The sequence below is a fragment of the Lutibacter sp. Hel_I_33_5 genome (assembly GCF_007827455.1).
Classification (GTDB): Bacteria; Bacteroidota; Bacteroidia; order Flavobacteriales; family Flavobacteriaceae; genus Polaribacter.
Genome location: NZ_VISM01000001.1, coordinates 40,116 through 66,659 on the forward strand (window position 1 = coordinate 40,116; position 26,544 = coordinate 66,659).

General features: G+C 30.2%; 25 protein-coding genes. 11 read left to right on the forward strand and 14 right to left on the reverse strand.

Annotated features, from left to right (window positions below; translation table 11 throughout):
• Positions 1–161: 161 nt before the first annotated feature.
• A complete protein-coding gene (locus tag OD91_RS00175) occupies positions 162–1,781 on the forward strand; it encodes an ABC-F family ATP-binding cassette domain-containing protein (protein WP_144894395.1) in 1,620 nt (539 codons plus the stop codon).
• A gap of 63 nt (positions 1,782–1,844) precedes the next feature.
• On the opposite strand, the gene OD91_RS00180 is transcribed toward OD91_RS00175, so the two are convergent.
• The 3 genes from OD91_RS00180 to OD91_RS00190 form a co-directional block, all read right to left on the reverse strand.
• Positions 1,845–2,786 (reverse strand): hydrogen peroxide-inducible genes activator, encoded by a 942-nt coding sequence (locus tag OD91_RS00180; protein WP_144894396.1) that lies wholly within the window; start codon positions 2,784–2,786, stop codon positions 1,845–1,847.
• Between the two features lie 94 nt (positions 2,787–2,880).
• The gene (locus tag OD91_RS00185) at positions 2,881–3,687 is read right to left on the reverse strand and encodes a 1-acyl-sn-glycerol-3-phosphate acyltransferase (protein WP_144894397.1); all 807 of its coding nucleotides are present in this window, start codon (positions 3,685–3,687) and stop codon (positions 2,881–2,883) included.
• Positions 3,688–3,733: 46 nt separating this feature from the next.
• Positions 3,734–4,372 carry a CoA pyrophosphatase gene (locus tag OD91_RS00190; RefSeq protein WP_144894398.1) on the reverse strand — a complete coding sequence of 213 codons (639 nt, stop codon included), beginning with the start codon at positions 4,370–4,372 and terminating at the stop codon, positions 3,734–3,736.
• Positions 4,373–4,467: 95 nt separating this feature from the next.
• On the opposite strand from OD91_RS00190, the gene OD91_RS00195 reads away from it, so the two are divergent.
• Positions 4,468–4,743, forward strand: coding sequence for a hypothetical protein (locus tag OD91_RS00195; protein WP_144894399.1), 276 nt, complete (start codon positions 4,468–4,470; stop codon positions 4,741–4,743).
• Here OD91_RS00195 and OD91_RS00200 read toward each other — a convergent pair.
• The 3 genes from OD91_RS00200 to OD91_RS00210 form a co-directional block, all read right to left on the reverse strand.
• Positions 4,740–5,045, reverse strand: a complete 306-nt coding sequence (locus tag OD91_RS00200; protein WP_144894400.1) for a DUF6787 family protein — start codon at positions 5,043–5,045, stop codon at positions 4,740–4,742. The genes OD91_RS00195 and OD91_RS00200 overlap by 4 nt on opposite strands.
• Before the next feature lie 46 nt (positions 5,046–5,091).
• Entirely contained in the window at positions 5,092–10,125 is a 5,034-nt protein-coding gene (locus tag OD91_RS00205) for a hypothetical protein (RefSeq protein ID WP_144894401.1), read from the reverse strand.
• A gap of 75 nt (positions 10,126–10,200) precedes the next feature.
• On the reverse strand, positions 10,201–10,851 hold the full coding sequence (locus OD91_RS00210; protein ID WP_144894402.1) for a DUF937 domain-containing protein: 651 nt from the start codon (positions 10,849–10,851) through the stop codon (positions 10,201–10,203).
• 164 nt (positions 10,852–11,015) lie between these two features.
• On the opposite strand from OD91_RS00210, the gene OD91_RS00215 reads away from it, so the two are divergent.
• The 4 genes from OD91_RS00215 (at position 11,016) to OD91_RS00230 (ending at position 14,831) form a co-directional block, all read left to right on the forward strand.
• Positions 11,016–12,323 carry a dicarboxylate/amino acid:cation symporter gene (locus OD91_RS00215; protein WP_144894403.1) on the forward strand — a complete coding sequence of 436 codons (1,308 nt, stop codon included), beginning with the start codon at positions 11,016–11,018 and terminating at the stop codon, positions 12,321–12,323.
• A gap of 12 nt (positions 12,324–12,335) precedes the next feature.
• Positions 12,336–13,181: a sulfurtransferase gene (locus OD91_RS00220; protein ID WP_255513119.1), complete on the forward strand. Its 846-nt coding sequence runs from the start codon at positions 12,336–12,338 to the stop codon at positions 13,179–13,181.
• 2 nt (positions 13,182–13,183) lie between these two features.
• Positions 13,184–13,510, forward strand: coding sequence for a hypothetical protein (locus tag OD91_RS00225; protein ID WP_144894405.1), 327 nt, complete (start codon positions 13,184–13,186; stop codon positions 13,508–13,510).
• Positions 13,511–13,859: 349 nt separating this feature from the next.
• A complete protein-coding gene (locus OD91_RS00230) occupies positions 13,860–14,831 on the forward strand; it encodes an IS110 family transposase (protein WP_144894406.1) in 972 nt (323 codons plus the stop codon).
• 53 nt (positions 14,832–14,884) lie between these two features.
• On the opposite strand, the gene OD91_RS00235 is transcribed toward OD91_RS00230, so the two are convergent.
• From OD91_RS00235 to OD91_RS00250, 4 genes are all read right to left on the reverse strand, one after another.
• On the reverse strand, positions 14,885–16,396 hold the full coding sequence (locus OD91_RS00235) for a serine hydrolase (RefSeq protein ID WP_144894407.1): 1,512 nt from the start codon (positions 16,394–16,396) through the stop codon (positions 14,885–14,887).
• Between the two features lie 99 nt (positions 16,397–16,495).
• Complete coding sequence (locus OD91_RS00240) at positions 16,496–17,041, reverse strand: helix-turn-helix domain-containing protein (RefSeq protein ID WP_144894408.1); 546 nt, start codon at positions 17,039–17,041, stop codon at positions 16,496–16,498.
• Between the two features lie 119 nt (positions 17,042–17,160).
• Entirely contained in the window at positions 17,161–17,820 is a 660-nt protein-coding gene (locus OD91_RS00245; RefSeq protein ID WP_144894409.1) for an HAD family phosphatase, read from the reverse strand.
• Positions 17,821–18,237 carry a thiol-disulfide oxidoreductase DCC family protein gene (locus OD91_RS00250; RefSeq protein ID WP_144894410.1) on the reverse strand — a complete coding sequence of 139 codons (417 nt, stop codon included), beginning with the start codon at positions 18,235–18,237 and terminating at the stop codon, positions 17,821–17,823.
• A gap of 178 nt (positions 18,238–18,415) precedes the next feature.
• On the opposite strand from OD91_RS00250, the gene OD91_RS00255 reads away from it, so the two are divergent.
• From OD91_RS00255 to OD91_RS00270, 4 genes are read left to right on the forward strand one after another with little or no spacing between them, the layout of a single operon-like run.
• Positions 18,416–19,111, forward strand: coding sequence for an ABC transporter ATP-binding protein (locus OD91_RS00255; protein ID WP_144894411.1), 696 nt, complete (start codon positions 18,416–18,418; stop codon positions 19,109–19,111).
• A 1-nt stretch (position 19,112) separates the two neighbouring features.
• Entirely contained in the window at positions 19,113–20,342 is a 1,230-nt protein-coding gene (locus tag OD91_RS00260; RefSeq protein WP_144894412.1) for an ABC transporter permease, read from the forward strand.
• A gap of 1 nt (position 20,343) precedes the next feature.
• Positions 20,344–21,585 (forward strand): ABC transporter permease, encoded by a 1,242-nt coding sequence (locus OD91_RS00265; RefSeq protein WP_186434356.1) that lies wholly within the window; start codon positions 20,344–20,346, stop codon positions 21,583–21,585.
• Positions 21,586–21,631: 46 nt separating this feature from the next.
• A complete protein-coding gene (locus OD91_RS00270) occupies positions 21,632–22,744 on the forward strand; it encodes an efflux RND transporter periplasmic adaptor subunit (protein WP_144894413.1) in 1,113 nt (370 codons plus the stop codon).
• 55 nt (positions 22,745–22,799) lie between these two features.
• Here the strand turns inward: OD91_RS00270 and OD91_RS13635 are convergent, their stop codons facing one another.
• From OD91_RS13635 to OD91_RS00285, 3 genes are read right to left on the reverse strand one after another with little or no spacing between them, the layout of a single operon-like run.
• Positions 22,800–23,438, reverse strand: coding sequence for an acyloxyacyl hydrolase (locus tag OD91_RS13635; protein WP_255513120.1), 639 nt, complete (start codon positions 23,436–23,438; stop codon positions 22,800–22,802).
• Between the two features lie 14 nt (positions 23,439–23,452).
• Entirely contained in the window at positions 23,453–24,340 is an 888-nt protein-coding gene (locus tag OD91_RS00280; protein WP_144894414.1) for a 3-hydroxybutyryl-CoA dehydrogenase, read from the reverse strand.
• A 31-nt stretch (positions 24,341–24,371) separates the two neighbouring features.
• Positions 24,372–25,331 (reverse strand): Gfo/Idh/MocA family protein, encoded by a 960-nt coding sequence (locus tag OD91_RS00285; RefSeq protein ID WP_144894415.1) that lies wholly within the window; start codon positions 25,329–25,331, stop codon positions 24,372–24,374.
• Positions 25,332–25,425: 94 nt separating this feature from the next.
• Here OD91_RS00285 and OD91_RS00290 point away from each other — a divergent pair, with 94 nt between their 5' ends.
• Positions 25,426–26,067, forward strand: coding sequence for a protein-L-isoaspartate(D-aspartate) O-methyltransferase (locus OD91_RS00290; RefSeq protein WP_144894416.1), 642 nt, complete (start codon positions 25,426–25,428; stop codon positions 26,065–26,067).
• Between the two features lie 44 nt (positions 26,068–26,111).
• Here OD91_RS00290 and OD91_RS00295 read toward each other — a convergent pair whose 3' ends face one another.
• Entirely contained in the window at positions 26,112–26,537 is a 426-nt protein-coding gene (locus OD91_RS00295; protein ID WP_255513121.1) for a DUF2147 domain-containing protein, read from the reverse strand.
• Positions 26,538–26,544: the final 7 nt, after the last annotated feature.

Genomic DNA, 26,544 nt, shown 5'->3' on the forward strand with positions numbered 1-26,544 from the left:
TTTGGAAACACACAAATTTAGGCAACTCAATATTTTATTGTTGTTAATTCCCTGTTAAAAGAGTTACAAAACCAGTACAAAAGGTGTTAAAACTTGTCCTGTTCTATTTAATAAAATAGGAATCAATTTCTTACTTTTGCACAAAATTTAAAAGCAAAACAATGTTATCAGTTTCTAATTTATCAGTTCAATTTGGAAAACGAGTTTTATTTGATGAAGTAAACACACAATTCTTTCAAGGAAATTGTTACGGAATTATAGGCGCAAACGGTGCTGGAAAATCTACATTTCTAAAAATATTATCGGGTATTCAAGATCCAACTTCGGGTCATGTTCATTTAGAGACAGGAAAAAGAATGTCGGTTTTATCTCAAGACCACTATGCTTTTGATGAGTTTCCAGTGTTAGAAACTGTGGTAATGGGAAATAAAGATTTGTTTAAAATTAAAAAACAAATTGATGATTTATATGCTGACTATACTGATGAAAATGCAGAGAAAATAGGGGAGCTTCAAATAGTTTTTGAAGAAATGAATGGTTGGAATGCAGATTCGGATGCTGCTGCAATGTTGTCTAATCTTGGTATTAAAGAAGATTTGCATTATACCTTAATGAAAGATTTGGATGGTAAACAAAAGGTACGTGTCTTAATTGCACAAGCATTATTTGGTTCTCCAGATGTGTTAATTATGGATGAGCCAACAAACGATTTAGATTTTGAAACGATAGCTTGGTTAGAAAATTTCTTAGCTAATTTTGATAACACCGTAATTGTAGTATCGCATGATAGACACTTTTTAGATGCGGTTTGTACGCATATTTCTGATATCGATTTTGGTAAAATAAATCATTATTCTGGGAATTATACGTTTTGGTATGAATCTAGTCAATTGGCGGCAAGACAACGTGCACAACAAAACAAAAAAGCAGAAGATAAAAAGAAAGAATTAGAAGAATTTATACGTCGTTTTTCTGCCAATGTTGCAAAATCTAAGCAAGCAACATCACGTAAAAAAATGATTGAAAAATTAAACGTGGAAGATATAAAACCTTCTAGTAGACGTTACCCAGCAATTATTTATAAAAGTGATCGAGAAGCTGGAGATCAAATTTTAAATGTTGAAGGATTAGCAAAAGATTTTGAAGGTGAATCTTTATTTTCTAAAGTTGACATCAACTTAAATAAAGGAGATAAAGTGGCTGTTATTTCTAAAAACTCACGAGCAATTACAGCATTTTATCAAATTATATCTGGAAATGTAGAAGCAGATGCAGGAAAGTATTCTTGGGGTGTAACTACAACACAATCGTATTTACCATTAGATAATTCAAGTTTTTTCCAAAATGGAAACTTAAATTTAGTTGATTGGTTACGTCAATATGCACAAACGGAAGAAGAACGAGAAGAAGTATTTTTAAGAGGGTTTCTTGGAAAGATGATTTTTTCTGGTGAAGAAGCTTTAAAGAAAAGTAATGTGCTTTCTGGAGGAGAAAAAGTACGTTGTATGTTGTCTAGAATGATGATGAAAAGAGCAAATATTTTAATGCTAGACGAACCAACAAATCACTTAGACTTAGAATCTATTCAGGCGTTAAACAATGCTTTAATTAATTTTAAAGGGACGTTATTGTTTTCTACACATGATCATGAGTTTGCGCAAACGGTTGCGAATAGAATAATTGAATTAACGCCTAAAGGTGTTATTGATAGACATGCAACTTTTGATGAATATTTAACGGATCCAAAAATTAAAGAATTACGTGAGAAAATGTATTCTTAAGAGTATATATTTATAACAAAAAAAAGGAAGCTATACAGCTTCCTTTTTTGTTTAATAGAAGAATTACCTTTTCTGTAAAGGGCTAATAATTTTTACATCAGAAAATGTGATTGCACCTCGAACAACACCATCAATAGCATCTTTTAGAGCTTTAATAATCTGTAGTTTTAGTTGAGAATTATGGTAAATTAAACTAACTTCTCGTGCAGGAGGTGGATTTGTAAATTCACGTAAGTGTTTTTTATCCAGTTCATTTAAATCTAAGGTATGTAAATAGGGTAGAAGCGTCATTCCTAAACCTTCTTTTGAAAGTTTAACTAATGTAGAAAAACTACCACTTTCTAATTGAAAACTCTTTGATTTATCACTTTTATAGGTTCTACAAAGATTAATTACACTGTCCTTAAAACAATGACCGTCTTCTAGGAGTAAAATATCGTCCATTTCTAATTCATCGATTTCAATACTGGTTTTGTTATATAATCGATGATCTTCTGGAATTAAACCTACAAAAGGTTCATAATATAATGGACGTTCAATAATATCATTACTTTCTAATGGAGTAGCCGCAATAGCAGCATCAATAGAGCCATCAGAAAGTTTTCGTGTGATTTCTTCGGTTGTTAATTCTTCAATAATTAATTGAACTTTTGGATGCTTTTTTGTAAAGTTATTTAAGAACATGGGTAATAGTGTTGGCATGACAGTTGGAATAATACCAAGCCTAAATTCGCCGCCAATAAATCCTTTTTCTTGATGAATAATATCTACGATTCGACTACTTTCATCTATAATAACTTTAGCTTGTTCAACAATACGTTTACCAACTTCTGTTAATTCAATAGGTTTTTTAGCACGATTAAATATTTGTACATCTAATTCGTCTTCCAACTTTTGAATTTGCATACTTAACGTGGGTTGTGTTACAAAACTATGTTCTGAGGCAACAGTAAAGTTTTGATATTTTGCAACAGCTAAAACGTATTTTAATTGGGTGATGGTCATGAGTATAAGATTATTTGATAAAAATATGAATTTCTATCAATATAATTTATAATTATTAATAAAAAAAAGTAATGTTGCTATACAGAAAAGCTATTTAGCTCCAGAATTCTCTTTTCTTATTTAATTCGGCTTCCTGTTTAGCATATTCATCAACAGAAAGAACTTTTAAATAAGAAGGATGTTGTTCTATAGCATGTTCAATTTTAGTAACAATATCAGCAATTTCTTCATTTTCATAATCAATTTCTAAGGGTTCTTTAATTACCATAGATTGTAAGACATTACGCTTTTTAATCTGTAATCCTTTTTTATCAAAAGAGCGTCTAAAACCATCAATAACAATAGGTACAACTGTTGGTTTGTAGGTTTTAATAATATGTGCAGTTCCTCTTCTAATTGGTTTAAAAGCTGTAGTTGTTCCTTGCGGAAACGTAATAACCCATCCATCACTTAAGGCGGTACTAATGTTAGAAATATCAGACATTTTTACTTGTCTTTTTACATCTTTTCCTTCGCTTCTCCAAGTTCTATCAATAGAAACAGAACCAACGTAAGCAAATATTTTAGGTAAAATTCCAGAACGCATCGTTTCACCAGCTGCTACATAATATAAATTCAATTTAGGGTTCCAGATATACCCAATATTTTTAATATTATCTACTCGTCCTTTAAGTGAAGCGTTAAATACATGAAACATAGCGGCAACATCTGCAAAATATGTTTGATGATTAGAGATAAATAAGACGTTGTTATCTGGTAAATTCCTAATAATTTCAGATCCTTCGATTTGAAGATTGTTAAAGCGTCTATATCTACCGTGAGAAATTACGCCTAGAATTCTAATCAGCCATTTTTTTATCCATAAAATATGTCCAAAAGGATTTTCTTTGAATAAAGGCATAATTAAATTGAGGTTTTAATTGTTAATCGGCTAAAATACAAAACAATTAAACATTTGCTTGCTTAAATAGCTCTTTAATTTCGTTTAGCATCATTGCTGTGGCACCCCAAACAATATGGTTATTTAATTTAAAGCAAGGTACATCTATGTTTTCCATGTAAGAAGTAGACATTTTTACGGAAGAAATATTTTTATCATCTAATAAATCATCAACTTTTACTTCAATTAATTCAGCAACTTCATTATTGGCGATAAAATTTGGTTTTGTAGTTGCGTAGCCTAAAAAAGGCGTTGCTAAAAAATTACTTGGCGGTATATAAACAGCTGTCATCTCTCTTATCATAGTAACATATATTTTAGAGACACCTACTTCTTCAAAAGTTTCTCTTAATGCCGTTTCTTCTAAGTTTGTATCATCCTCTTCAATTTTCCCGCCAGGAAAACTAATTTGTGCAGAATGCGTGCCTTTATAACTAGCCCTTTGCGTTAATAAAAAACAGGCTTCTCCTTGATTATTAGGGTAAAACAATGCCAAAACTGCTGCTTTTTTCGGATCCTTCGCCTTAATTTTTTCTTCATTATATTGTAATCTCATTTGTGGAGCTAATCTAAAATGCGATTCTAATCCGCCTAAATCGTTATTTTTAAGAGTGTTAAGTGTTGACAAGAAATTATTAAAATCCATTAAAATGACTATTTTTATAAAGCGTAACAAACTTACCAATTTTCATGAGTTTTGGCTTGAATTTTGATTTAATAAAAGTATAATTAAAACATTACATGAATACAAAATATAAAAAACTTGCTTTAAGCCTTATTTTCGACGCTATTGGATTTATTCCGTTTACTGATATTGTATGGGCGCCCGTTTCTGCGTATGCAATGACAAAAATGTACAAAGGAAAAGAAGGTAAAATTGCAGCAGTAATTACATTTATAGAAGAGGCATTACCTTTTCTGGATGTAATACCAACTTTTACAATTATGTGGATTTATACCTACGTTTTTAAAAAAGATAAAAATGAACCTGAAGTAAAAACTACGATTGAGGTTTAATTTTTAAATAAAAAGCCTAAACCTATTCTTGCTAAAAACTTTTTTTCAAAAGCCCAAAAGAATTTAAATTGTCCAAATAACCATCCAACAATTGGAAGGGTAATTTGGTACACAGGAAAAATGAGTAAAATTCTAAGTGGCCAATATAACCAAGGGTGTAACGTTTCTGGGGATAATCCAAAAAAAGCAGTAATTGGTTTAGCAACCCAAGCAGAAAATGATCCATTGATTGCAAAAACTATAAGAATAGCCACTATTGCCCAATTGCTAATAATTCCCCAACGTTTTTTTAATTTTTCCATTACACAAAAGTATATAAAAAGAAAACTTAATGAAAAGTAATACTAATTAATTCATTAATATTTTTTTGATAACATTTCCAGCTTCAGTTTTTATCTTTAAAATAGTAACTCTTTTTGATGCTGTATTTATTCTAAGACGAATATCTTGCGAGCTATTTTTATTTATTTTCCAACTGTTAATTTCCTTCCCTAATATGTTAAATAATTGCACACTTTTTATTTCTATCTGATTATTTATAATCACTATTTCTTGGTTTTCTTTGTTGAAAAAAGCTTTAACGTTATACTTATCAAGTATTTCTGTTTTAGTAGATGCTGTGTTTTCATTTTCTACTTTGATGAAAAATCGGTCTTCATATGTAGTATTCTTTGTTAAGTTTATACTAATACTATTGCTTAATTCTTGTGCTGTATTTTTAACTTTATCAACTAAAACAAATTTTTTATTCGTAATAAAATTGACAGTATCAACCATAATTTTTACAGTTTCATAATTACCTACTTTAACTGCTAATGGTATTTCTATATTTTCCTGAATTTTTTGTATTCCTGTGATAACATACTTTGAATCACTATTTGAAAATTTAAAATATAAATCAGCATCTCCTAAGTCATAAATCGCACTCTCGTAACCATTGTCATAGTTAAATGAATTCCCTTCTTTAAAAGTTACTCCAATTTGCCTATGTATATGATTACTATTATTATCTTGATATTCGAAGCCAATTTTTAACATTGGAATTTCTATAGATGGATCTATTTCATCTTTTGGATCTTCAACGTTGTTTTCAACTTCATCAATATCTATAGGTTCATCATCTATATTATCTGAATCAATTTCATCAACGTCGTATATATCATCTTCATCTTCATTTTTAATTCTAAAAAAAACAGAATTATTATTTAATGCTCTATAATTTCTGTGAGTATTGTTAATTGTTATTGTTCCTCCAGTTGGTGTAGCTTCTGCAAAAAAACCTTGCCCAACGGGAATATATCTATCTGGTGATGTATACGTATGACCTCCCAGTCCTCCAGTACCAGTAATTGCAGTATTTGCAGCTGTTCCACCTCCAGCATTTCTCACACTATATCCGCCAATATATGCATTAGTATCATGATCTCCGTTATCTGCTTTATGTTCCCAAAAATAAAGTGATGCTAGTGCACTATTACTTGCAAATAAATCATTTGAATCTAAAGCTGAAGGATACGGATTTCCTAATAAACTTAATGAGCTTGAAGAAAGTGTAAATGAGTATTCGCCATCATTAGGAGTTCCAACAAAAGTGTAGTTTTGCAAACCTTGAGGTCCTTTTAAAGAAAACCCTTCACCTGGATTAAAAGTACCAGTTTCTAATTTTCTAACCCAACCACTTGCATCTGTTGCATTTAAATATCCATATATCCAAGTACTTGCTATTTCAATAGGTGATCCAGTATCACCATCTGGACCTGACACAAAATCTATTGAGCCTGGGGTAGAACTAGATGATGTTGGAGTAGTACCATCTTTTAAAATTCCATTAACCGTGTAATTTAAACTTCCATTTGTAGTAACTGGTGAAGACAAATAACTTATCCCGTAAATATCTGTAGTTTTACTTGTTTGATCTATATAAAGGTTTCCCGTTCCAACTCTATTATTTGTGCCAGTATGAGTTTGAATTAATTGACTTCCCCCAGCTAATCTAATTTCACCATCTAATTTTAGCATGTCACTAATTTCAATATTTCTAGTAGCAGCAAGTGTAAATTTGTTACCAGAAGTAACCTCTAAGCAAAAACAATCTGATATAGCATCTAAAGTTACATCATCATCTACGTAAACACCTTTTAAATCATCAGTGGTATTTGGTCTACCACCAGAACCAGATCCTCCAACCCAATCGGCATCAATATATCTGATATTTCTTGGGCAAAAATCGAATTGTACTCCAATATCACTAGAATATCCTATTGCATTCTTTACTTCTGACACTGAAATAGAAGAAAATGCATCGTCTTTAAAAGTAAAAGATAAACTACTAACATCATTAATATCTGCATGTAAAGTTGCACTACTTGATAGTGATAATGTTGCTTTGGTATCTCCTTCACTTAAATCTAATGATGAAGTGAATCCACTTGGAATGTTTGTTATGTCAACTTCTTCTGAGCCTCCTCCAATAGAAAGTTTATTATCTGCATCAGTATCATTAAATGCTCCACCTACTAAATAGATTTCTAAAGATTGACTGGCAATTAGAGATCCATTATTTGTCGAAGATTCTTCAGTAAAGCTTGAAATTAAATTATACTCAAATACCGTATCATTTACTGTCCCTACGACATAAATTTTTGTTCCGTTAGAATTAAATGTAAAACCTGTTGATGTTGTTTCTTGTCCTTTAAACGAATAATTTCTAAGAAAAGTTGGAGCGCTAATATCAAAAGCTCCTGTAAGACTAAATTCGTTTATATCATCTCCGCTACTTCCTAAAATAAACATTGATGTACCTTGATGATTAAAGCTAATTGATCTTGGAATCGTTTCGAAAGAGCTTACATCATAAGAATTAAGAGAATATGATGCTGTAGAAAGATCATAACCAGTACCTAAATTATATTGAAAAACAGTATCACTGTTTGTACCAACTAAAAACATTCTTGTTCCATCTGAATTAAAATAGATATCTCTTGGAGATGTTTCTTCACTACTCACAGAAAAATTTTGAGTATATCCTGCTGTTGAAACATCAAAAGGGGATAATAAATTATATTCATTTACATCTATCCCAGTAATTCCAACAACAAACATTTTGGTTCCATCATTATTAAAAGTTAATCCGTTAGGATTTGTTTCTTGTCCTCCTACAGAAAAAGAATTATTGTAGGTAGCTGTGGAAGTGTCAAAGTTTGTAGAAAGGTCATATTGATTAATATCATCACCTGTAGATCCCATAATATACATTTTAGAACCATCATTATTAAATTCAATTTCTTGTGGGTTAATTTCTTGTGCAGCAATAGAAAAACTACTGCTATATTCTATATTTTCTACATTATAAGAATTTGGCCCTATATATATTAAATAGTAATTTTCATTATCAATAAAAAGTATTCCCACATTAGTACTATAGCCAATCGCATTTCCTAAACTTGCAGCTGTACTTGAAGTAAAAGCGCTATTATTAAATGTAAATGTAATATCAGTAACATTATTTAAAGAATTATTGCTAGTTGCTGTGCCTGTAAAGCTAAGAGTGGCAATTGTATTACCAGAGGATAAAGTTAAAACTGGTGTTAGGCCTAGTGGAATATTACCAAGAATTACTTGATTTCCTATTCCAGTTGTGAGCCCTCCAGAACCTAAATCTACAAAAGTATCACCAGATAACTTTAAGGATAATGATGTGCCACTAACTATTGTTCCGTTATTTAAACCTACATCTTCGTTGAAATTTCCTAAATCTGTAATGTAATATTCATAAATTGCATCGTTTTGACTTCCACTCATAAAAAACTTAGTTCCATCATTATTTATTGCTAAATTTAACGGTGCAGTATCTTCACCTTTAAGATTAAAATTTGTGACAAATGATGGACTTGAGATATCGTAGGGGCTTGAAAGGTTATATAAATTTATTTCATCTCCATTAGTACCAGAAATGAACATTTTTGTTCCATCAAAATTAAAAGCAATTCCTGTTGGACTTGATTCTTGTGAATTAACACTAAAAGTATCAATATGTGTAATAGTGTCTGATAAATCGAAACCTGTGTTTAGTGTATATTGATAAACACTATCATTATCGTTTGCTATAATAAACATTTTTGAACCGTCTAAATTAAAAGCAATTCCTTCTGGACTTGTGTCTTGTAATGCTACTGAGTAAGAATTACCAGAATCTGATAAAGTACTTAAATCGAATGCTCCAGATAAATCAAATTCATAAACAGTATCACCACTACCACCAACAATAAATAACTTGGTTCCATCTGTATTAAAAGCTAATGCTTGTACAGAAACATCTTTAGAATTAATATCATAAGCATAATTAAATGATGCGGTACTAATGTTAAAATTTGAAGCTAAGTTGTATTCAACAATATAATCTAAAGTTGGTCCTAACATATACATCTTTGAACCGTTGTTGTTAAAAGTAATTCCTTCAGGATTTAATTCTATTGATATTGCATCTTGAGTATCATTTAATGCTTTTGTTGATGGTGTATAGGGCGTGCTTAATGTATATTCTATATAATCATTACCTTGATTTCCTGTAACATACATTCTAGTACCATCATCATTAAAAATAATATCTTGAGGACTATTATCTTCTGAGCTAATTGATTCTAGAGAAGACCAAGTAGCCGTAGCTATAGAATACGTTGGTAGTGTATATATGTTAATATCATCACCAGAAAAACCAATTATAAATAATCGATCTCCATCATCATCAAAAGCAATTCCTGTAGGATTTGTTTCTCTGCTAGAAATATCTAAAGAAACTGGTGCTCCAGCAGTAGAGATGTCATAGGCTGTACTTAAGGCGTACTCGTAAATAGAGTCAGAACTTCGTCCAACTAAAAACAACTTCATTCCATCATCATTAAAGATTATGTCTGTTGGAATTGTATCTTGAGCACTTATATCTAAATTATCTGTTCCTGTGTAAGTTGTTGTGCCAATGTCGTAAGCTATTGAAAGAGTGTATTCAAAAACAGTATCATTAGAGTTACCAAGTACAAACATTTTAGTGCCATCATCATTAAAAATAAAATTTTCTGGATTGTTATCTTGGGTATTTACTTTTAGACTTTTTTCGAAAGTTGCCGTAGAAATATCATAATCTACGCTTAAACTAAATTGATTAATTCTATCACTTGCTTTACCAATTGTGTAAAACTTACTTCCATCATTATTAAATAGACTTCCAGTAGGTGTTTTCTCTATAGAAAAGGCTTTAAAAGTATTTGTGTGATTTAAAAAGTTTGTATTGTAAGAGTTTGGCGATATATAATCTAAATTTTGACCATAAAAAGTCAATGATAAAAAAATAAATAATATGGGGATTAGATAAGTATACTTTTTCATATTGTAGGGGAACAATGTAAATGTAATAATAAAGTCAATAATTTAAAAAATTATTGACTTTATTTTATATAAATTTTATTTTCCAAATAATCCACCTAAAAGTCCGCCAAGACCACCAGATTTTTTATCTCCTCCACCTAAAACCATTCCAGCAACATCATCAATTATACTACCATCACCATCACTGTCTAACATCTTTTCAAGAAAGGTTTGTTCTTTAGTAACAGGTCCTGAATTACTAGCACCTCCAAGTAGTCCTCCTAAAAGACCAGATAAATCACTTGGTTGTTGTACTTTTTGTTGAGATGCTTGTTTACCTAAAACTCCCATTAAAATTGGTGCAGCAACTTTTAAAATATTAGCAACACCACCTTTATCCATGCCAGCTTTCTGTCCTATAACTTGTTCTACGTTTTGTTGATTATTTCCTAAAATATGACCTAAAATATTCCCACCATCTTGAACAACTTCTTTATTTACACCTCCTTTAAACAAATCTCCTAAATTGTCTAAAATACTTCCATCATGTTTTTTTGATAAAGCACCCATTAATCCTTCTGCACCTTTAGGTGTAGAAGCATTTCTTTCCATTGCTTTCATTAATACTGGTAAAGCCATTGTTAAAACGCTTCCTGTTTTACCAGAATCATTTCCTGTTGAACCTGCAACACCTGAGATTATTGTTTTTCCTAAGTCGCTATTTAGTAAGTCTAAAATTCCTGCCATTTTTATATTTTATTGATTAATAATTAAGATTCTATAATTTTATGACCCAAGATAGTAATAAAGTCACTAGTTTTCTCAATTAATTTAAATTTACTGTAAAAAAAAGACCTATTTATTGGCTTTTTTCTATCTTTCCGAAGTAAAATTAAAAACTAATTACGAATATGAAGAAACTAGCCTTGCATTGGAAAATATTACTCGGAATGCTTTTAGGAGTTATTGTTGGTATTGTGATGACAAATTTTGATTGGGGAATGAAATTTATTCAAGATTGGATAAAACCTTTCGGAAAAATATTCATCAATTCATTAAAGTTAATTGCGATTCCGTTAATATTAGCTGCATTAATTAAAGGAGTTTCTGATTTAAAAGATATTTCTAAGCTTTCTAAAATGGGAGGAAGAACAATCGGTATTTATATAACCACTACTGTAATAGCAGTTTCTGTTGGATTATTATTAGTAAATATTATCAATCCTGGGAATTCTATTAGTGAAAAGACAAGAACAGAAATGGTTGCTAATTATAGTAGCAATGCTACTAAATATCAAGAGTCTGCAAAAAAACAAGCAGAAAGTGGCCCATTACAAGCTTTAGAAGATTTAGTGCCTCAGAATATATTTTCTGCTGCAACGAGTAATAGGAATATGCTACAGGTTATCTTTTTTGCAGTGTTTTTTGGAATCGGATTAATTTTAATTCCTGAAGAAAAAGGAGAAACAGTAAAAAAATTCTTTGATGGATTTAACGAAGTCATTCTAAAAATGGTCGATTTAATCATGTTAGCTGCACCCTACGGAGTTTTTGCATTATTAGCCGCTTTAGTAGTAGAATCACCCAGTATAGATTTATTTAAAGCTTTAGGAATGTATGCGTTAACTGTAGTAATTGGTTTAGCATTAATGATAGGAATCTATATCATACTAGTAAAAGTATTTACTAAAAAGAATCCAAAATTCTTTATCAATGGTATTTCACCAGCACAACTATTAGCGTTCTCTACAAGTTCGAGTGCGGCTACATTACCCGTTACTATGGAAAGAGTAACGGAGCATTTGGGAGTAGAAGAAGAAGTAGCAAGTTTTGTGTTACCAATTGGAGCCACTATAAATATGGACGGAACTAGTTTATACCAAGCAGTTGCAGCAGTTTTTATTGCACAAGCTTTTGGAATGGATTTAACTTTCGGAACGCAATTAGGAATTATTGCAACAGCAACTTTAGCTTCTATAGGTTCTGCTGCTGTACCAGGAGCAGGAATGGTAATGTTGGTTGGAGTTCTAGGGTATGCAGGAATTCCAGAAGCAGGTTTAGCATTAATTTTTGCAGTAGATAGACCTTTAGATATGTGTAGAACTACGGTTAACGTTACTGGAGATGCCGCTGTTTCTATGATGGTTGCTAAATCAATTGGAAAATTAGGGAAACCAAAACAAAAGAATTGGGACGATAATTATGATCAAGTAAAGTAGTTTATTTCATCAATGTCGCTAAATATAAGTAAACCTTTAGTATCGGTTGATTGGTTATTTAATAATCTAGCTAATGAAAACCTTATCATTTTAGATGCTACAATTCCAAAAGTTACTGCAACTAATGCAGAAATTGCATCTGAAAAGATAATACTAGAAAATGCTCTTTTTTTTGATATAAAAAATGTTTTTTCTGATGTACATGCAGAATTTCCCAATACAGTTTTACCTCTTACGAGATTTGAATTAGAAGCTAAATACCTAGGGATACATAATAATTCAACAATAATAGTTTATGATGATTTAGGTATCTATTCTTCTGCACGAGTTTGGTGGTTATTTAAATTAATGGGGTTTGAAAACATAGCTGTTTTAGATGGTGGTTTACCGGCCTGGAAAAAAGCAAATTATCCTATAGCAAGTCAACATAAAGTAGCAAAGGAAAAAGGAAACTTTACGGGTATTTATCAACCTCAATTAGTAACTTTTGTTGATGATGTTTTAGAAGTTTCAAATAATAAAACCAAGTTAATTTTAGATGCTAGGTCTAAAGGAAGGTTCGATTCTACAGTGCCAGAACCAAGAGTAGGCGTGAAAAGTGGTCATATTCCAAATTCAAAAAATTTACCATTTGCTGATGTTTTACATGAAGGAAAATTTAAATCAGTGGAAGAATTAAAAATAATCTTTAAAACATTGAATCCTAACGAACAACCTTTAGTTTTTTCTTGTGGAACTGGTATAACAGCCTGTGTTTTAGCTTTAGGTGCAGAAATTTCAGACATAAAAAATTATACAGTTTATGATGGCTCTTGGACAGAGTGGGGAAGTACAGAAAATTTACCAATAGAAAAATAAATATGAAATTAGATTGGACAAAAAAAGAGTTTGAAGCGTATGTGTTGCTGTTTGCTGCACATTGTAATTTTATTGAGACAGAAGAAGAAAGTACTTATATTTTATCTAAAGTTGACGAAAAAACATTTAATAAAATTCATACAGAGATTGTTTTAGACAACGAAACTGAAAACTTGAATAAAATTCAACAGTATTTAAGAGATAACAAGTATTCTGAAACTGATAAAGAAGAGCTTATAAGAGACATTAAACAGGTGTTTTTTGCTGATGGAACTGTGGATGTGTTGGAGCGAAAAGTGTTTCAGATTTTAAAGAAAATTTTAAAGTAGTTCGCTAACGTGTTTGTATAAGATTAGTTGCGTGTTTTAAGCACTAAAGTTAGCAAATAAATCACAGATAGAAAGTCCTCGAGGACTTTCGTAAATTGGCTAAAACCAGCAATTAATTTTATACGGCTTAAGTTAGCATTTTAATAAAAAGGTTAAATTAAGCAATATAAATTAGAAAGCACAGAAGAGAGGATTAAGGTTATTATATACGGAGAGACTATTGATCTCGTCAACATTGAAAATCCCCTCTCTTTTCTACACAGATTTCGTACAGTTTTATGAGGCTTCAGACCTCGATTTTAAGTCGTTGAAACTTGCGTAGGTTGTCCTTTCGTTAAAACATTTTCTTATGAATAAAGATATTAAATATTTTGGAATAGACATTAGTCATTTAGTATTTGATGTTACAGATTCTTCTGGTAATTACTATCAGTTTAAAAACAATGTAACTGGATTTAAAAAATTTGTAAAACATCTAGATTACAATAGTCATTGTGTAATGGAAGCTACAGGTTATTACCATTACAGGTTGGCTTATTTTTTACAGGAAAACAGTATAAAAGTTTCAGTAGAAAACCCTCTGTCGGTGAAACGCTTTATCCAGATGAAGTTATCAAAAATAAAGACAGATAAAAGCGATTCAAGATTGATTTGTGAGTATGCAAAACAAGTTGAATTAAAGTTATGGCAAGGTAATTCAAAACATCAGTTAGAATGCTTACAAATGACAAGACTTCTTTCTGTGTATACAAAACAGAGTACTATGTTAAAAAACAAAATACATGGAGAAGAAGTTTTGGGCAATCCAAGTAAAGTAGTTACGAGCTCATTAAAAAGTAGTTTGAGACAGGTAACAAAACAAATAGAAAAGGTAGAAGCAGCATTATTAATTTTAGTAAGAAAGCTACATCAAGATGTTTTAACACGCTTAAAAACAATACCTGGAATTGGAAATAAAACAGCGCTAATGCTAGTTGTTTTAACAGATGGATTTGATCGTTTTAAAAGCGGAAGTGAATTGTGTAGTTATGCTGGATTAACTCCTGTAATTAGACAAAGTGGAAGTAGTATAAATGGACGAGCCAGAATAAGTAAAATAGGCAACCAGAAGCTTCGAAATTTATTATTTATGTGCAGTTTTAATGCTTGTAAATACAACAAGGCTTGTAGAGAAATTTATGAACGAATAGTTGCCAAAGGAAAGAGTAAAAAATTAGCATTAATAGCGGTGTGTAATAAACTATTAAAACAAGCATTTGCCATTGCTAAATCAGGATTAATATATGATGATACTTATAGAAGTACTTTAGTGAATATTTAATGAGTTTTTACTTGTTTTTTACCACAGTACTTTGTTGTGTGCAGTACATTTTGTTATTCCAAATTCCTACGAACAATTTCTTCTCCAACCTCTCCGAAATATTCGGATATGATTTTTTGCCATAAAACCATTCCGTTTTCTGAATTTGAAAACAATACTAAACCATCTTTAGAGTTTTTCAAGATTAAAGCTATTGTTTTTGTGCCATAATCTCCACCTGTGTGCATAAATGCGGTTTCATTATTTGGTAAATTAGTTAGCATTTGCATTCCTAAACTCCAATGAATTCCAACTTTTTCGTGTGCTTGAACTTTTAAAAATTGAGCATAATTTTTTTCTGATAAACCAGCTCCATTTAAAACATACACCAAAAATTTAGAGTAATCTTCTGCTGTCGTTAGTAAATTAGCTGAAGCATTTGCAACAGTATATTTTTCGTGCTTTATTGGTTTTCCATTTTCATCGTGTTCAACTGCATATTGTTTTTCATTAATTTTATTACTCCAATAAAAATTAGTGTTATTCATTCCAATTGGATTGAAAAGTTTCTCTTGAGCGATTACCTCAAAAGGACGTCTAATTTTTTTCTCAATAGCTTTTCGCAAGTATTCAAAACCCTCTCCAGAATATTGCCATTTGGTTCCTGGTTCAAATTGAAAAGACAACTTTTTATCGTTTGTTAAATGCCTCCAGTTTGGAAAACCCGATTGGTGAGATAAAATATGTCTTGTGGTTAGTTTGTCTAAATATTTACTATGTTTTATATCTTCATCTATAAAATATTTTGAAACAGGTTCGTCCAAACTCCAACTACCTTCATCAATAAGTTTTAATACAACAAATGCTGTGATTGGTTTGGTTAAGGATGCAACTTTATAAATACTGTTATTAGAAATTGGTTGATTTGACTTTCTATTTCCAAATGTTCGTATTTGTTGAAGGCTACCATTTTTAATCAATCCTATTGCAATAGATGGAATTTTGTGTTTTTTTAATAATTTCTCAATTTCTTTATCATTATCAAAAAGTTTGTAAGCGTAATTTGCATTGAATTTTGTTCCATATTCTTTTGTTGGTGGTTTATGTTCATAGCTTACAATTCGTTTAACTTTCCATTGTCCGTTTTCTAAAACCCAAGTATGTATAAATTTTCCTTGTTCAGTAGCATAAAGCTCTTTGTTTGGTTCTTTAATGTAAAAAATATGTTTTCCAGTTTGTATTGCTCCGTATATTTCTCCATTATTTTTTAAAGGAAATACTTTGAGTGTTTCGTTTACCAATTTTCTAAAGGGTTTGAAATTTCGATTAGAACAAATGCTATTTGTAAACGATTTATAGAATTGTTCTAAGTTTTGAGTGCCATTTTGGTCGTGAAAAAACTCTAAATCCTTATGAAGCACTTTTTTTAAAGCAGTGTAATTACACTTGTTAAAGCCTTCATTGAAAATAAGACTATCTGCTTTTTTAAGTTCAATAAATAAGTTTGAATTATTAGCGACTTGAGCAATGCTGTTTTTAACTGTTAAAATTAATACGATTGCAAAGATTAATTTATATGATTTCATTTTAAATTTTGATTGATGTTTAAATGCAAATCTCTCGATATCAATTAAAAAAGCAATGAAAATTTACCCGACAATTAAGTGACAATTATCTGACAGATGTTATATGAGGTTGAATTTCGGTTTGATATGTAATTTTTGATTTTTGTCTAATTCAATACTGTTTCTAATGATTATGTATAGATTTATAATTACTGAAATGATTAATAGTATTAAAGTTAATTGTTTAGTGACCCCAAACCATCTACTTATGAATGGACTTAAAAGAATACATACTAATGCAATAATTGTGTAGAATATTTGAACTGAAACAATTTGTTTTGTTATTTCATTAACTTGATTTTTATGTTTCATAATAAACCAAGGAAGTAGAATATTAATTGGTGGAAGAATTACCCCAAAAATAGAAGAAAGATTAATGTGTTTTGTAAGTTGATAACTTATGGTTTCTGTTTTTGATACAGATTCATTTTCTTTTAAATCATCTTCTATAACTCCTAAAGCTTTTGCCAAAACTTTTAATGTATGCCCTTTTGGTTCAATTCCTTTTTCAATTCGTTGAATCGTTCTGGTAGAAACACCTGCTTTTTCTGCTAATTCCCCTTGAGTGAGATTTAGTTTTTCTCGATATTTTAAAAGTTTATTCAAATTCTAAAGTGTTTCTTTTGTATTGCATACAACTCTACGAATATGCATCGTTTTAATGATTTATATTCGGAGTTAGCGAAGTTAGAATTTTACAAGCAGAATATCAAGGGTGAAAACCCCTAATTAAGTTTATGTTCTAATTCTGTAAAAATATTTATAGTGGCATCTGCATTTTCTAGAGTTTGTCCTTCAGACAATGGGTTTTTATACCCATAAACAAAAATACCAGCTTTGTTTGCAGCAGTAATTCCGTTATCAGAATCTTCAATAACTATACAGTTTTCTTTTGGTGTATTTGCCAGAAGAGCTGCTTTTTCGAAGATTTCAGGATGTGGTTTAGAAGCCGTTAAATCGGCACCAGAAATTTTTGCAGTAAAATATTGATGTAAATTAAAACGATCAAAAACTCGATTGATATTAATCATTGCAGAAGAGGAAGCTAAAATTAGTATCATCCCTTTTTTATGAAAATACTTGATAATTTCTTCAACGCCATCAACTAATTGTAGGTTTGGATCATTTTCAAAGTAATTTACATAGCGTTTTCGCTTTGTTAAAACTAATTCGTTGGGATCTTCATCTATATTAAAATGTGCAATTAATTTTTGAAAAGCATTTAAGGTAGAAGAGCCAGTTAAAGTTTTATATAATTCATCTGAAACATCTAATCCTAATGAAACAAAGGTTTCGAAATATGCTTTTTTATGAATTTCTTCCGAATCAATAATAACGCCATCCATATCAAAAATAACGCATTGTACATCTTTTGGTACATTCATTTATTCTAAAAATTTAGCTTTTAAAGCAGAAGTAGGAATCATGCAGCTTTCTTTCTCCCCAAACCATTTATAACGGTTTCTTGCAATAAAATCGTACACTAGATTTCTAAATCCTTCAGGGAAAATCCAAGATAGTTGAGTTAGTGTCCATATTCCACCAAATTCATTCATTATTTTTAATGCTGCAGTTGATTTAATATCATAAGAAATGTTGGGTTCATATAATAAAACGGAATCAATTTTAGAAGAATCTATTCCTAAATGGGTTGTGATTTTTTTTCCAATGTCAGATTGTAACGAAGTAAAAACAAATTGATTTTTAGTATCGTACTTTATCACTTTTAAGACAAAGCCATTACATAAATTGCAAACTCCATCAAAAAGGATAATTTTTTTATCGCTTGGTAAATCAATCATTAATTAGAAATTGAATAATTTATTACAAAAATACTACATCTTTTTGTAACAAAATTTATTAGCTGACGTCTTATGGTAGAGAATAGTTTAAAAGAGACAGTTTTATTTGTTTTTAACATAATATTAGTATCCCTAATCTTAAGCAATAACTATTTTAGTATAAAAATTAACCAACGCAATGATTAAAATTGAACAACTGCACAAATCTTACCCAATTGGTAAAGAATCTCTACATGTTTTAAAAGGAATTGACCTGCATATTAAAGAAGGTGAATTTGTTTCTATTATGGGATCTTCTGGTTCTGGAAAATCTACTTTGTTAAATATTGTTGGTTTATTAGATGAGCATGATGAGGGGAATTATTACTTAAATGGTCAATTAATAAAAGACTTAAACGAAAAAAAAGCTGCTGTTTTAAGAAACAAGTTTTTAGGCTTTGTTTTTCAGTCGTTTAATTTAATTTCTTATAAAACTGCATTAGAAAACGTTGCTTTACCTTTGTATTATAAGGGAATGAAAAGAAAAGAACGTTTAAAAATTGCCATGGATTATTTAGACAAGGTTGAATTAAAACCTTGGGCAAATCATTTACCTAACGAACTTTCTGGTGGACAGAAACAACGTGTTGCAATTGCAAGAGCTTTGGTTACAAAACCAAAAGTAATTTTAGCAGATGAACCAACTGGAGCATTAGATTCTGCAACATCAGATGCAGTAATGGGTTTGTTAAAAGGAATTAATGATGAAGGAATGACGGTTTTTGTGATTACACACGAAGAAGAAATTGCTGCACAAACAAAAAGAGTTGTACGTTTAAAGGATGGCGTTATTATAAGTGATGAATTAACTAAAGTTAAAAAACAAACTGTATAGTATGTTTGATATAGATCTTTGGCGCGAAATTTTTCAGAGTATAAATAAAAACAAAATAAGAAGTGTTTTATCTGGCTTAACCGTTGTATTTGCAATATTCTTATTTACTATATTATTTGGTTTAGCAAAAGGTTTAGAAAACACTTTTACAGACGCTTTTAAAGATGATGCAATGAATAATATTGTTATCTGGCCAGGAACTACATCAAAGGCTCATAAAGGTTTACAAGCAGGAAGAAGAATTCAGTTAAAAAATGCAGATCATAATTATATTAAAGATGAATTTGGTAATAAAGTAGAGTTTATTACTTCTAGAGTTATGAAGGGGGTTTCGGCTACTTTTAGAAATGAAAAAGGGAATTATACGGTAAGGGCTGCACATCCAGACAATTTATATATAGAAAAAAGTACGGTAATAGAAGGTAGGTATTTAAATCAGAATGATATAATCAATAAAACAAAAGTTATTGTTATTGGTAGACTGGTTGAAGAAGATTTATTTTTGAAAACAAAAGCTGTAGGTAAATACCTTAATTTAAGTGGAATACAATATAAAGTAATTGGTGTTTTTTCTGATGATGGTGGGGATGATGAAGAAAGAATGATTTATATGCCAATTTCTACGGCACAATTGTTATATGGTAATAATGAGTTTGTAGATATGATGTATATGACGTATGATCCAAAGATGAATTATGATCAAGCTATATCATTTGGTAGAACATTAACAAAAAAATTAAAAAATAGATTTAATATAGCTAATAACGATCAAAGAGCAATACGAGTTAGTAATAATGCAGAGAATGCCAAAAATGCAAATGCAATGTCATTTGGTTTAGGTTTAATGGCTTTAGTTATTGGTTTTGGAACTTTAATTGCTGGTATTGTAGGTATTAGTAATATTATGATTTTTATTGTAAAAGAAAGAACTAAAGAAATTGGTATTAGAAAAGCACTCGGCGCTAAACCAAGTTCTATTGTTTCTATAATCCTATTAGAATCAATATTAATAACTGTAATTGCAGGTTTTATTGGTCTAGTTATGGGGATGGGTATATTAAGCTATGTAGGACCAAGTTTAGATGTATATTTTATAAAAAACCCAAGTGTAAGCACAAATTTAGTTGTTGGTGCAACATTAACAATAATTATTGCTGGAGGTATTGCAGGTTATTTACCAGCAAAAAAAGCATCGAGAATTAAACCAATAGTAGCATTAAGAGACGACTAATATGATTAAGTTTTTATTTGATAAAGATACTTGGCAAGAAGTTTATGATAGTATTACTAAAAACAAGGTAAGATCTATCTTAACCATGGTTGGTGTTTGGTGGGGTATTTTGTTATTGATTGGACTTTTAGGCTCAGCAAGAGGTTTAGAAAATTCATTTAACAGATTGTTTGGTGATTTTGCAACCAATAGTGTATTTATTTGGGGACAATCTACCAGTAAACCTTTTAAAGGGTTTCAAGAAGGAAAGCGAGTACAGTTATCAATTAATGATGCTTATAAAGTAAGAGATAATGTAGAAGGAATTGAGTTTGTTGTTCCAAGAAACAGAAATAATTCATTAGTAATTAAAGGATTGTTATCTGGTAATTTTACAGTTTATGGAGATTATCCATTGTTAGATAAAGTACAGAAAAAGAAATTAATTGAAGGTAGGTTTATCAATCAAACCGATATTGATGAGAATAGAAAATCAGTAGTAATTTCAGATAATATTTACAAACAGTTATTTGAAAAAGATGAAGAAGTTCTAGGAGAATACATCAGAATAAATGGTATTAACTTTAAGGTGATTGGAATGTTTAAAGGAAGTGGAAATGTAGGTCCATCAAGTGATATTCATATTCCTTTCAGCACATTTCAACAAATTTATAACCAAGGAAATAAAATTCCTTTTATGATGATAACTGGGAAACCAGAATCAGATATTAAACAAATTGAGAACGACGCCAAATTAATGTTGAAAAATTTAAATAGGATTCATCCAGAAGATAAAAGAGCTTTAGGTAGTTTTAATTTAGGAAAAGAGTTTGGTAAATTAACTGGTTTCTTAAAAGGGATGCAATTTTTAACTTGGTTTGTTGGTATTGCTACCTTAATTGCAGGTGTTTTTGCAATTGGAAATATTTTGTTAATTACAGTAAAAGAAAGAACAAAAGAGATAGGAATACGAAGAGCAATTGGAGCAACACCATTTGAAATTAAAAGGCAAATAGTAGTAGAAGCTGTGTTTATAACTATGATAGCAGGATTACTTGGAATCTTAACAGGTGGATGGATTCTCATTGCTTTAGATTCAGCTTTTGGTCAAGGTTCTGATGCAATAATTGTAAATGCATCTGTTTCAATAGCTATTGTATTTGTAGCATTAATAATCCTAATAGTATTAGGAACTTTAATTGGGCTAATTCCAGCATTTATTGCAACAAGTATTAAACCAATTGATGCATTAAGAGAGGAATAAATAAAAGAGAAAAATCAAAAAATAAAATTATCTAATCAATATAAAAATGAAAAAAGTATTTAAAATTATTTTAGGAGCAATCGTATTAATAGGGCTTATTTTTGTTCTTAAATACTTTAAAGATTCAAATTCTAAAGAAATTGAAGAATTTAAAGTAGAACAAGCTTTTTATAGTTCATTAAAAACTAAAACAGTTGCGACAGGTAAGTTAAATCCTGAAGAAGAAATTGAATTAAAACCTCAAGTTTCTGGAATAGTAGATAAAATCTTAGTTGAAGAAGGTGATATCGTAAAAAAAGGTGATTTAATTGCGAAGATTAGAGTAGTTCCTAACGAGCAAAATTTAGCAAGTGCAAGTAGTAGAATTAAAAATGCTAAATTATCTTATGATAATGCTAAAAGATTATATGACAGAAATAAAGCATTATTTGATAAAGGTGTAATAGCTAGACAAGAGATAGAAAATGTAGAGTTATCTATGAATCAATCACAAGAAAGTTTAAAACAATCCCAAAATGATTATCAAATTATTAGAAGAGGTTCTTTATCTGGAGGAAGTTCAGCAAATACTAATATTATAGCACAAATTTCGGGTACAATTTTAGAAATCCCTGTAAGAGAAGGAGATCAAGTAATTCAATCTAATAATATGAACGCAGGTACAACTATTGCTGCTATTGCAGATATGAGTAAGATGATTTTTGAAGGGAAAGTTGATGAAGCAGAAGTTGGAAAGTTAGAAGAAGGAAAAGATATTAAAGTAATTTTAGGTGCTATTAATGAAAAGGAGTTTCCTGCAAAACTAACTTTTGTTGCACCAAAAGGTAAAGAAGAAAATGGGGCTGTTCAGTTTACAATTAAAGCTGATGTAAAAGTTGAAGAAACTACTAAGATTAGAGCTGGATATAGTGCTAATGCAGAAATTGAAATGGAAAGTAAAGACAGTGTTTTAGTAATAAAAGAATCATTATTACAATTTAATAGAATAACAGAGAAGCCTTTTGTAGAGATAGAAACTGGTGAAGGAAAATTTAAAAAACAGAAAGTAGTTGTAGGTATCTCTGATGGAATAAATGTAGAAATTCTTGAAGGAGTGAAAGAAGAAGACAAAATTAAAGTATGGAATAAAGTGTCTAAAGGAGAAGAAAAGGATGACTAATCAATAAAACTTAATTGTATTGATTTTAAAAGAGGTTCAGAAATGAGCCTCTTTTTTATTTTAGAATAAATGATAATCCAACTTCAAAGCCAAAAATATTATATCCTTTATTAGGTTGTGAAAACTCAAAATTAGAAACATGACCTACATTAGTACCGAAATATAAACTAGATGTTTTTGTTGTTTTAAAATTAATACCAAAAGAACCATTTTCTATAAAAGTAAAACCTTTAGCTAAACGTTCAGTACGTACATCGATATAAGAAAGACCTAAACCTACAGTTGCAACGATTTCAATTATAGAAATAATTTTTTTCTTTACAGAAACACCAAATTCAACCGAATATAAACTCATATTTTTAAGTTGGGTGTATTTATTACGCTTTTCAATATAATTCTGCTCTGTATCTAAAACAAAATGTTTATTCAATAATTGATGTCTTAGCGTTTGAATTTGAGGCTGTACAATAAGATCAAAATCTAAAGTTTTCCAATCTCCTAGTTTATAGAATAATTGCCCTTTGAAGACAGAAGTTGTATAATAATAATCTGGATCTTTAAAAATTGTATTAGCAGTGGCATAATTATATAAAAAACCAACTTTATAAGGTTTATAAATATTTCTTTTCTTTTCTTTTTGAGAAAAAGCTGAAACTGTAAAAGAGAGAAAAATAATGAGTGATAATTTTTTCAAAGTAATTATACTATTTAAACAAACATTTTAGCAACTTTTTCTGCTTTTCTATTCTCAGAATAATCGTAAAAACCTTCTCCAGATTTTACACCAAATTTACCAGCATTTACCATATTAACCAAAAGTGGGCAAGGTGCGTATTTTGGATTCTTAAATCCTTCATACAACACGTTTAGAATAGATAAGCAAACATCCAATCCAATAAAATCAGCTAATTGTAAAGGTCCCATTGGATGCGCCATTCCCAATTTCATTACTTCGTCAATTTCAGAAACTCCAGCAACACCATTGTATAAGGTTTCAATAGATTCATTAATCATAGGCATTAATATTCTATTGGCAACAAACCCAGGATAATCATTTACTTCAACTGGAGTTTTATTGATTTCCTTAGTTAAATCAATAGTAAATTTCATCACTTCATCTGAAGTGTTATAGCCTCTAATAATCTCTACCAATTTCATAATGGGTACTGGATTCATAAAGTGCATTCCAATCACCATGTTCTGCCTGTTGGTTACACTTGCAATTTCTGTGATAGAAATAGAAGAAGTATTACTTGCTAAAATGGTGTCATCTGGACAACCTTCATCTAACTCTTTAAATATTTTAAGCTTTAATTCTTTGTTTTCTGTTGCCGCTTCAACTACTAAGCTTGCATATTGAACTCCTTTTTTAATAGAAGTATAAGTAGTAATATTTGCTAAAGTATTTTCTTTGTCAGTAGTAGAAATCTTTTCTTTAGCAACCATTCTATCTAAATTTTTAGTGATGGTTGCAATTCCTTTAGAAAGTGCTGCTTCAGAAATATCAATAAGTTGAACATTATATCCAAATTGAGCAAAAGTATGCGCAATTCCATTCCCCATTGTTCCTGCTCCAATTACTGCAATATTTTTCATGAATAATTATTTTAAAGGTGTTTTTTTAAGTTTAAAAGCAATCTATTATTTGTTGTGCAACTCGTAATGCTTCTGTTCCTTGATGTAAAGAAACAATGGGTGTTGTATCATTATTTATAGCATCAGCAAATGATTCTAATTCATCTAGAATAGCATTATTAGGCGTTACATCAGGATTATCAAAATAAATTTGTTTCTTAACACCTTCGGCATTTTGTAGAATCATAGCAAATTCATCTGGATTTTCAGGCACCTCTTTCATTCTCACTATTTCTGATTTTTTTTCAAGAAAATCAACAGAGATATAGGCATCTTTTTGAAAAAAACGTGTTTTACGCATATTTTTCATTGAGATCCTACTTGCCGTAAGGTTAGCTACACAGCCATTTTCAAATTCAATTCTAGCATTCGCAATATCTGGAGTCTCGGATATAACCGAAATTCCACTTGCATGTACATTTTTGACTTCAGAATTAACCACAGAAAGAATAATATCAATATCATGTATCATTAAATCTAAAACTACTGGAACATCGGTTCCTCTTGGATTAAATTCTGCCAATCTATGTGTTTCTATAAACATTGGCGTGTCAATCATGTTATTTACAGCGGTAAATGCTGGATTAAAACGTTCTACATGACCAACTTGACCTCTAACATGTTGTTGAATTGCTAACGTTCTAATAGCTTCTGCTTCTTGTAGTGTATTAGTTATTGGCTTTTCAATGAAAATATGTTTACCTTTTTCAATTGCTTGTTTAGCGCATTCAAAATGTGATAAGGTAGGCGTAACAATATCTACAACTTCTACAGCATCAATTAGTTCTTCGATAGTTGAAAATAATTTGTATCCAAAAGAATTAGCCACTTTTTCAGCATTTTCTTTAAATGGATCATAAAATCCAACTAATTCGTATTTTTCTGATTCTTGTAATAATCGTAGATGAATTTTACCTAAATGACCTGCACCTAAAACCCCAACTTTTAACATAAAATAGATTTTTATTACTATAAAAAATAACCAAACAAAGATACAATTTTATAAAGGTAAATCTATAATTATTACTATTTTTAGCTGATAGAAAATGAAAGACACAACCAAACATCAAGGGCTTAGAAATCAGTTAGCTAACATCTTAGAAGCTAAAGGAATTACTGATAAAAATGTATTAAATGCCGTTAGAAAAATTCCACGTCATTTATTTATAGATTCAAGTTTTGAAGATCATGCCTATCAAGATAAAGCATTTCCTATTGCAGCAGATCAAACTATTTCTCAACCTTATACAGTAGCTTTTCAATCGCAAACTTTAGAGGTGAAGTCTACTGATATAGTTCTAGAAATCGGAACAGGTTCTGGATATCAAACCGCAGTTTTATTAGAATTAAAAGCTGAAGTTTATACCATAGAAAGGCAACAAGAATTGTTTAAAAGAACATCTTTGTTTTTGCCAAAATTAGGATATAACCCTAAGAAATTTATTTTTGGGGATGGTTATAAAGGACTAAAAGAAAAAGCACCTTTTGATAAGATTATTGTTACAGCTGGAGCGCCTTTTGTGCCAAAACCATTGTTAGCACAATTAAAAGTGGGAGGGAAGTTGTTGATTCCTGTGGGAGATAAAACTCAAATGATGACCTTGTTTATTAGAAAATCTCCAAAAGAATTTGAAAAACATGAATTGGGAGATTTTGCTTTTGTTCCCATGCTAGAAGAGAAGAATTAAACGTTTTTAAGTTTTGTTTTTTAAACAACTAACAACTAATTAAACTACTCATCACGATACCAATAAGCTGTTTTACCAAACAATGCAACACCAATATATCCACGTATTTTTAACTTATTCTTATTAGTTAGTTTAATATAACATTTGTAGACTTTCCCATTTCTAGGATCTAATATTTCTCCGCCAGACCATTCTTTACCGTCTTTTTTTAAACCAGTTAAAATGTTTAGTCCAAGTATTTTTTTGTTTTTGTTTTCTCCTTCACAAAGATTACAAACAGCCTCTTGTCTTTCAGGATCATAAATCTTTACAATTTTAGCAAATGCTTTTCCGTCTTTTTCGTAAACTTCAATAACAGAATCTACTTTACCTGTTTTATCATCTTTAGAATTCCATTTTCCAAAAATTGTTTGTGCATTTAAGTTTATTGCTAGACATAGTAATAAAAGTGTACTGATTTGTTTTATCATGATAAAT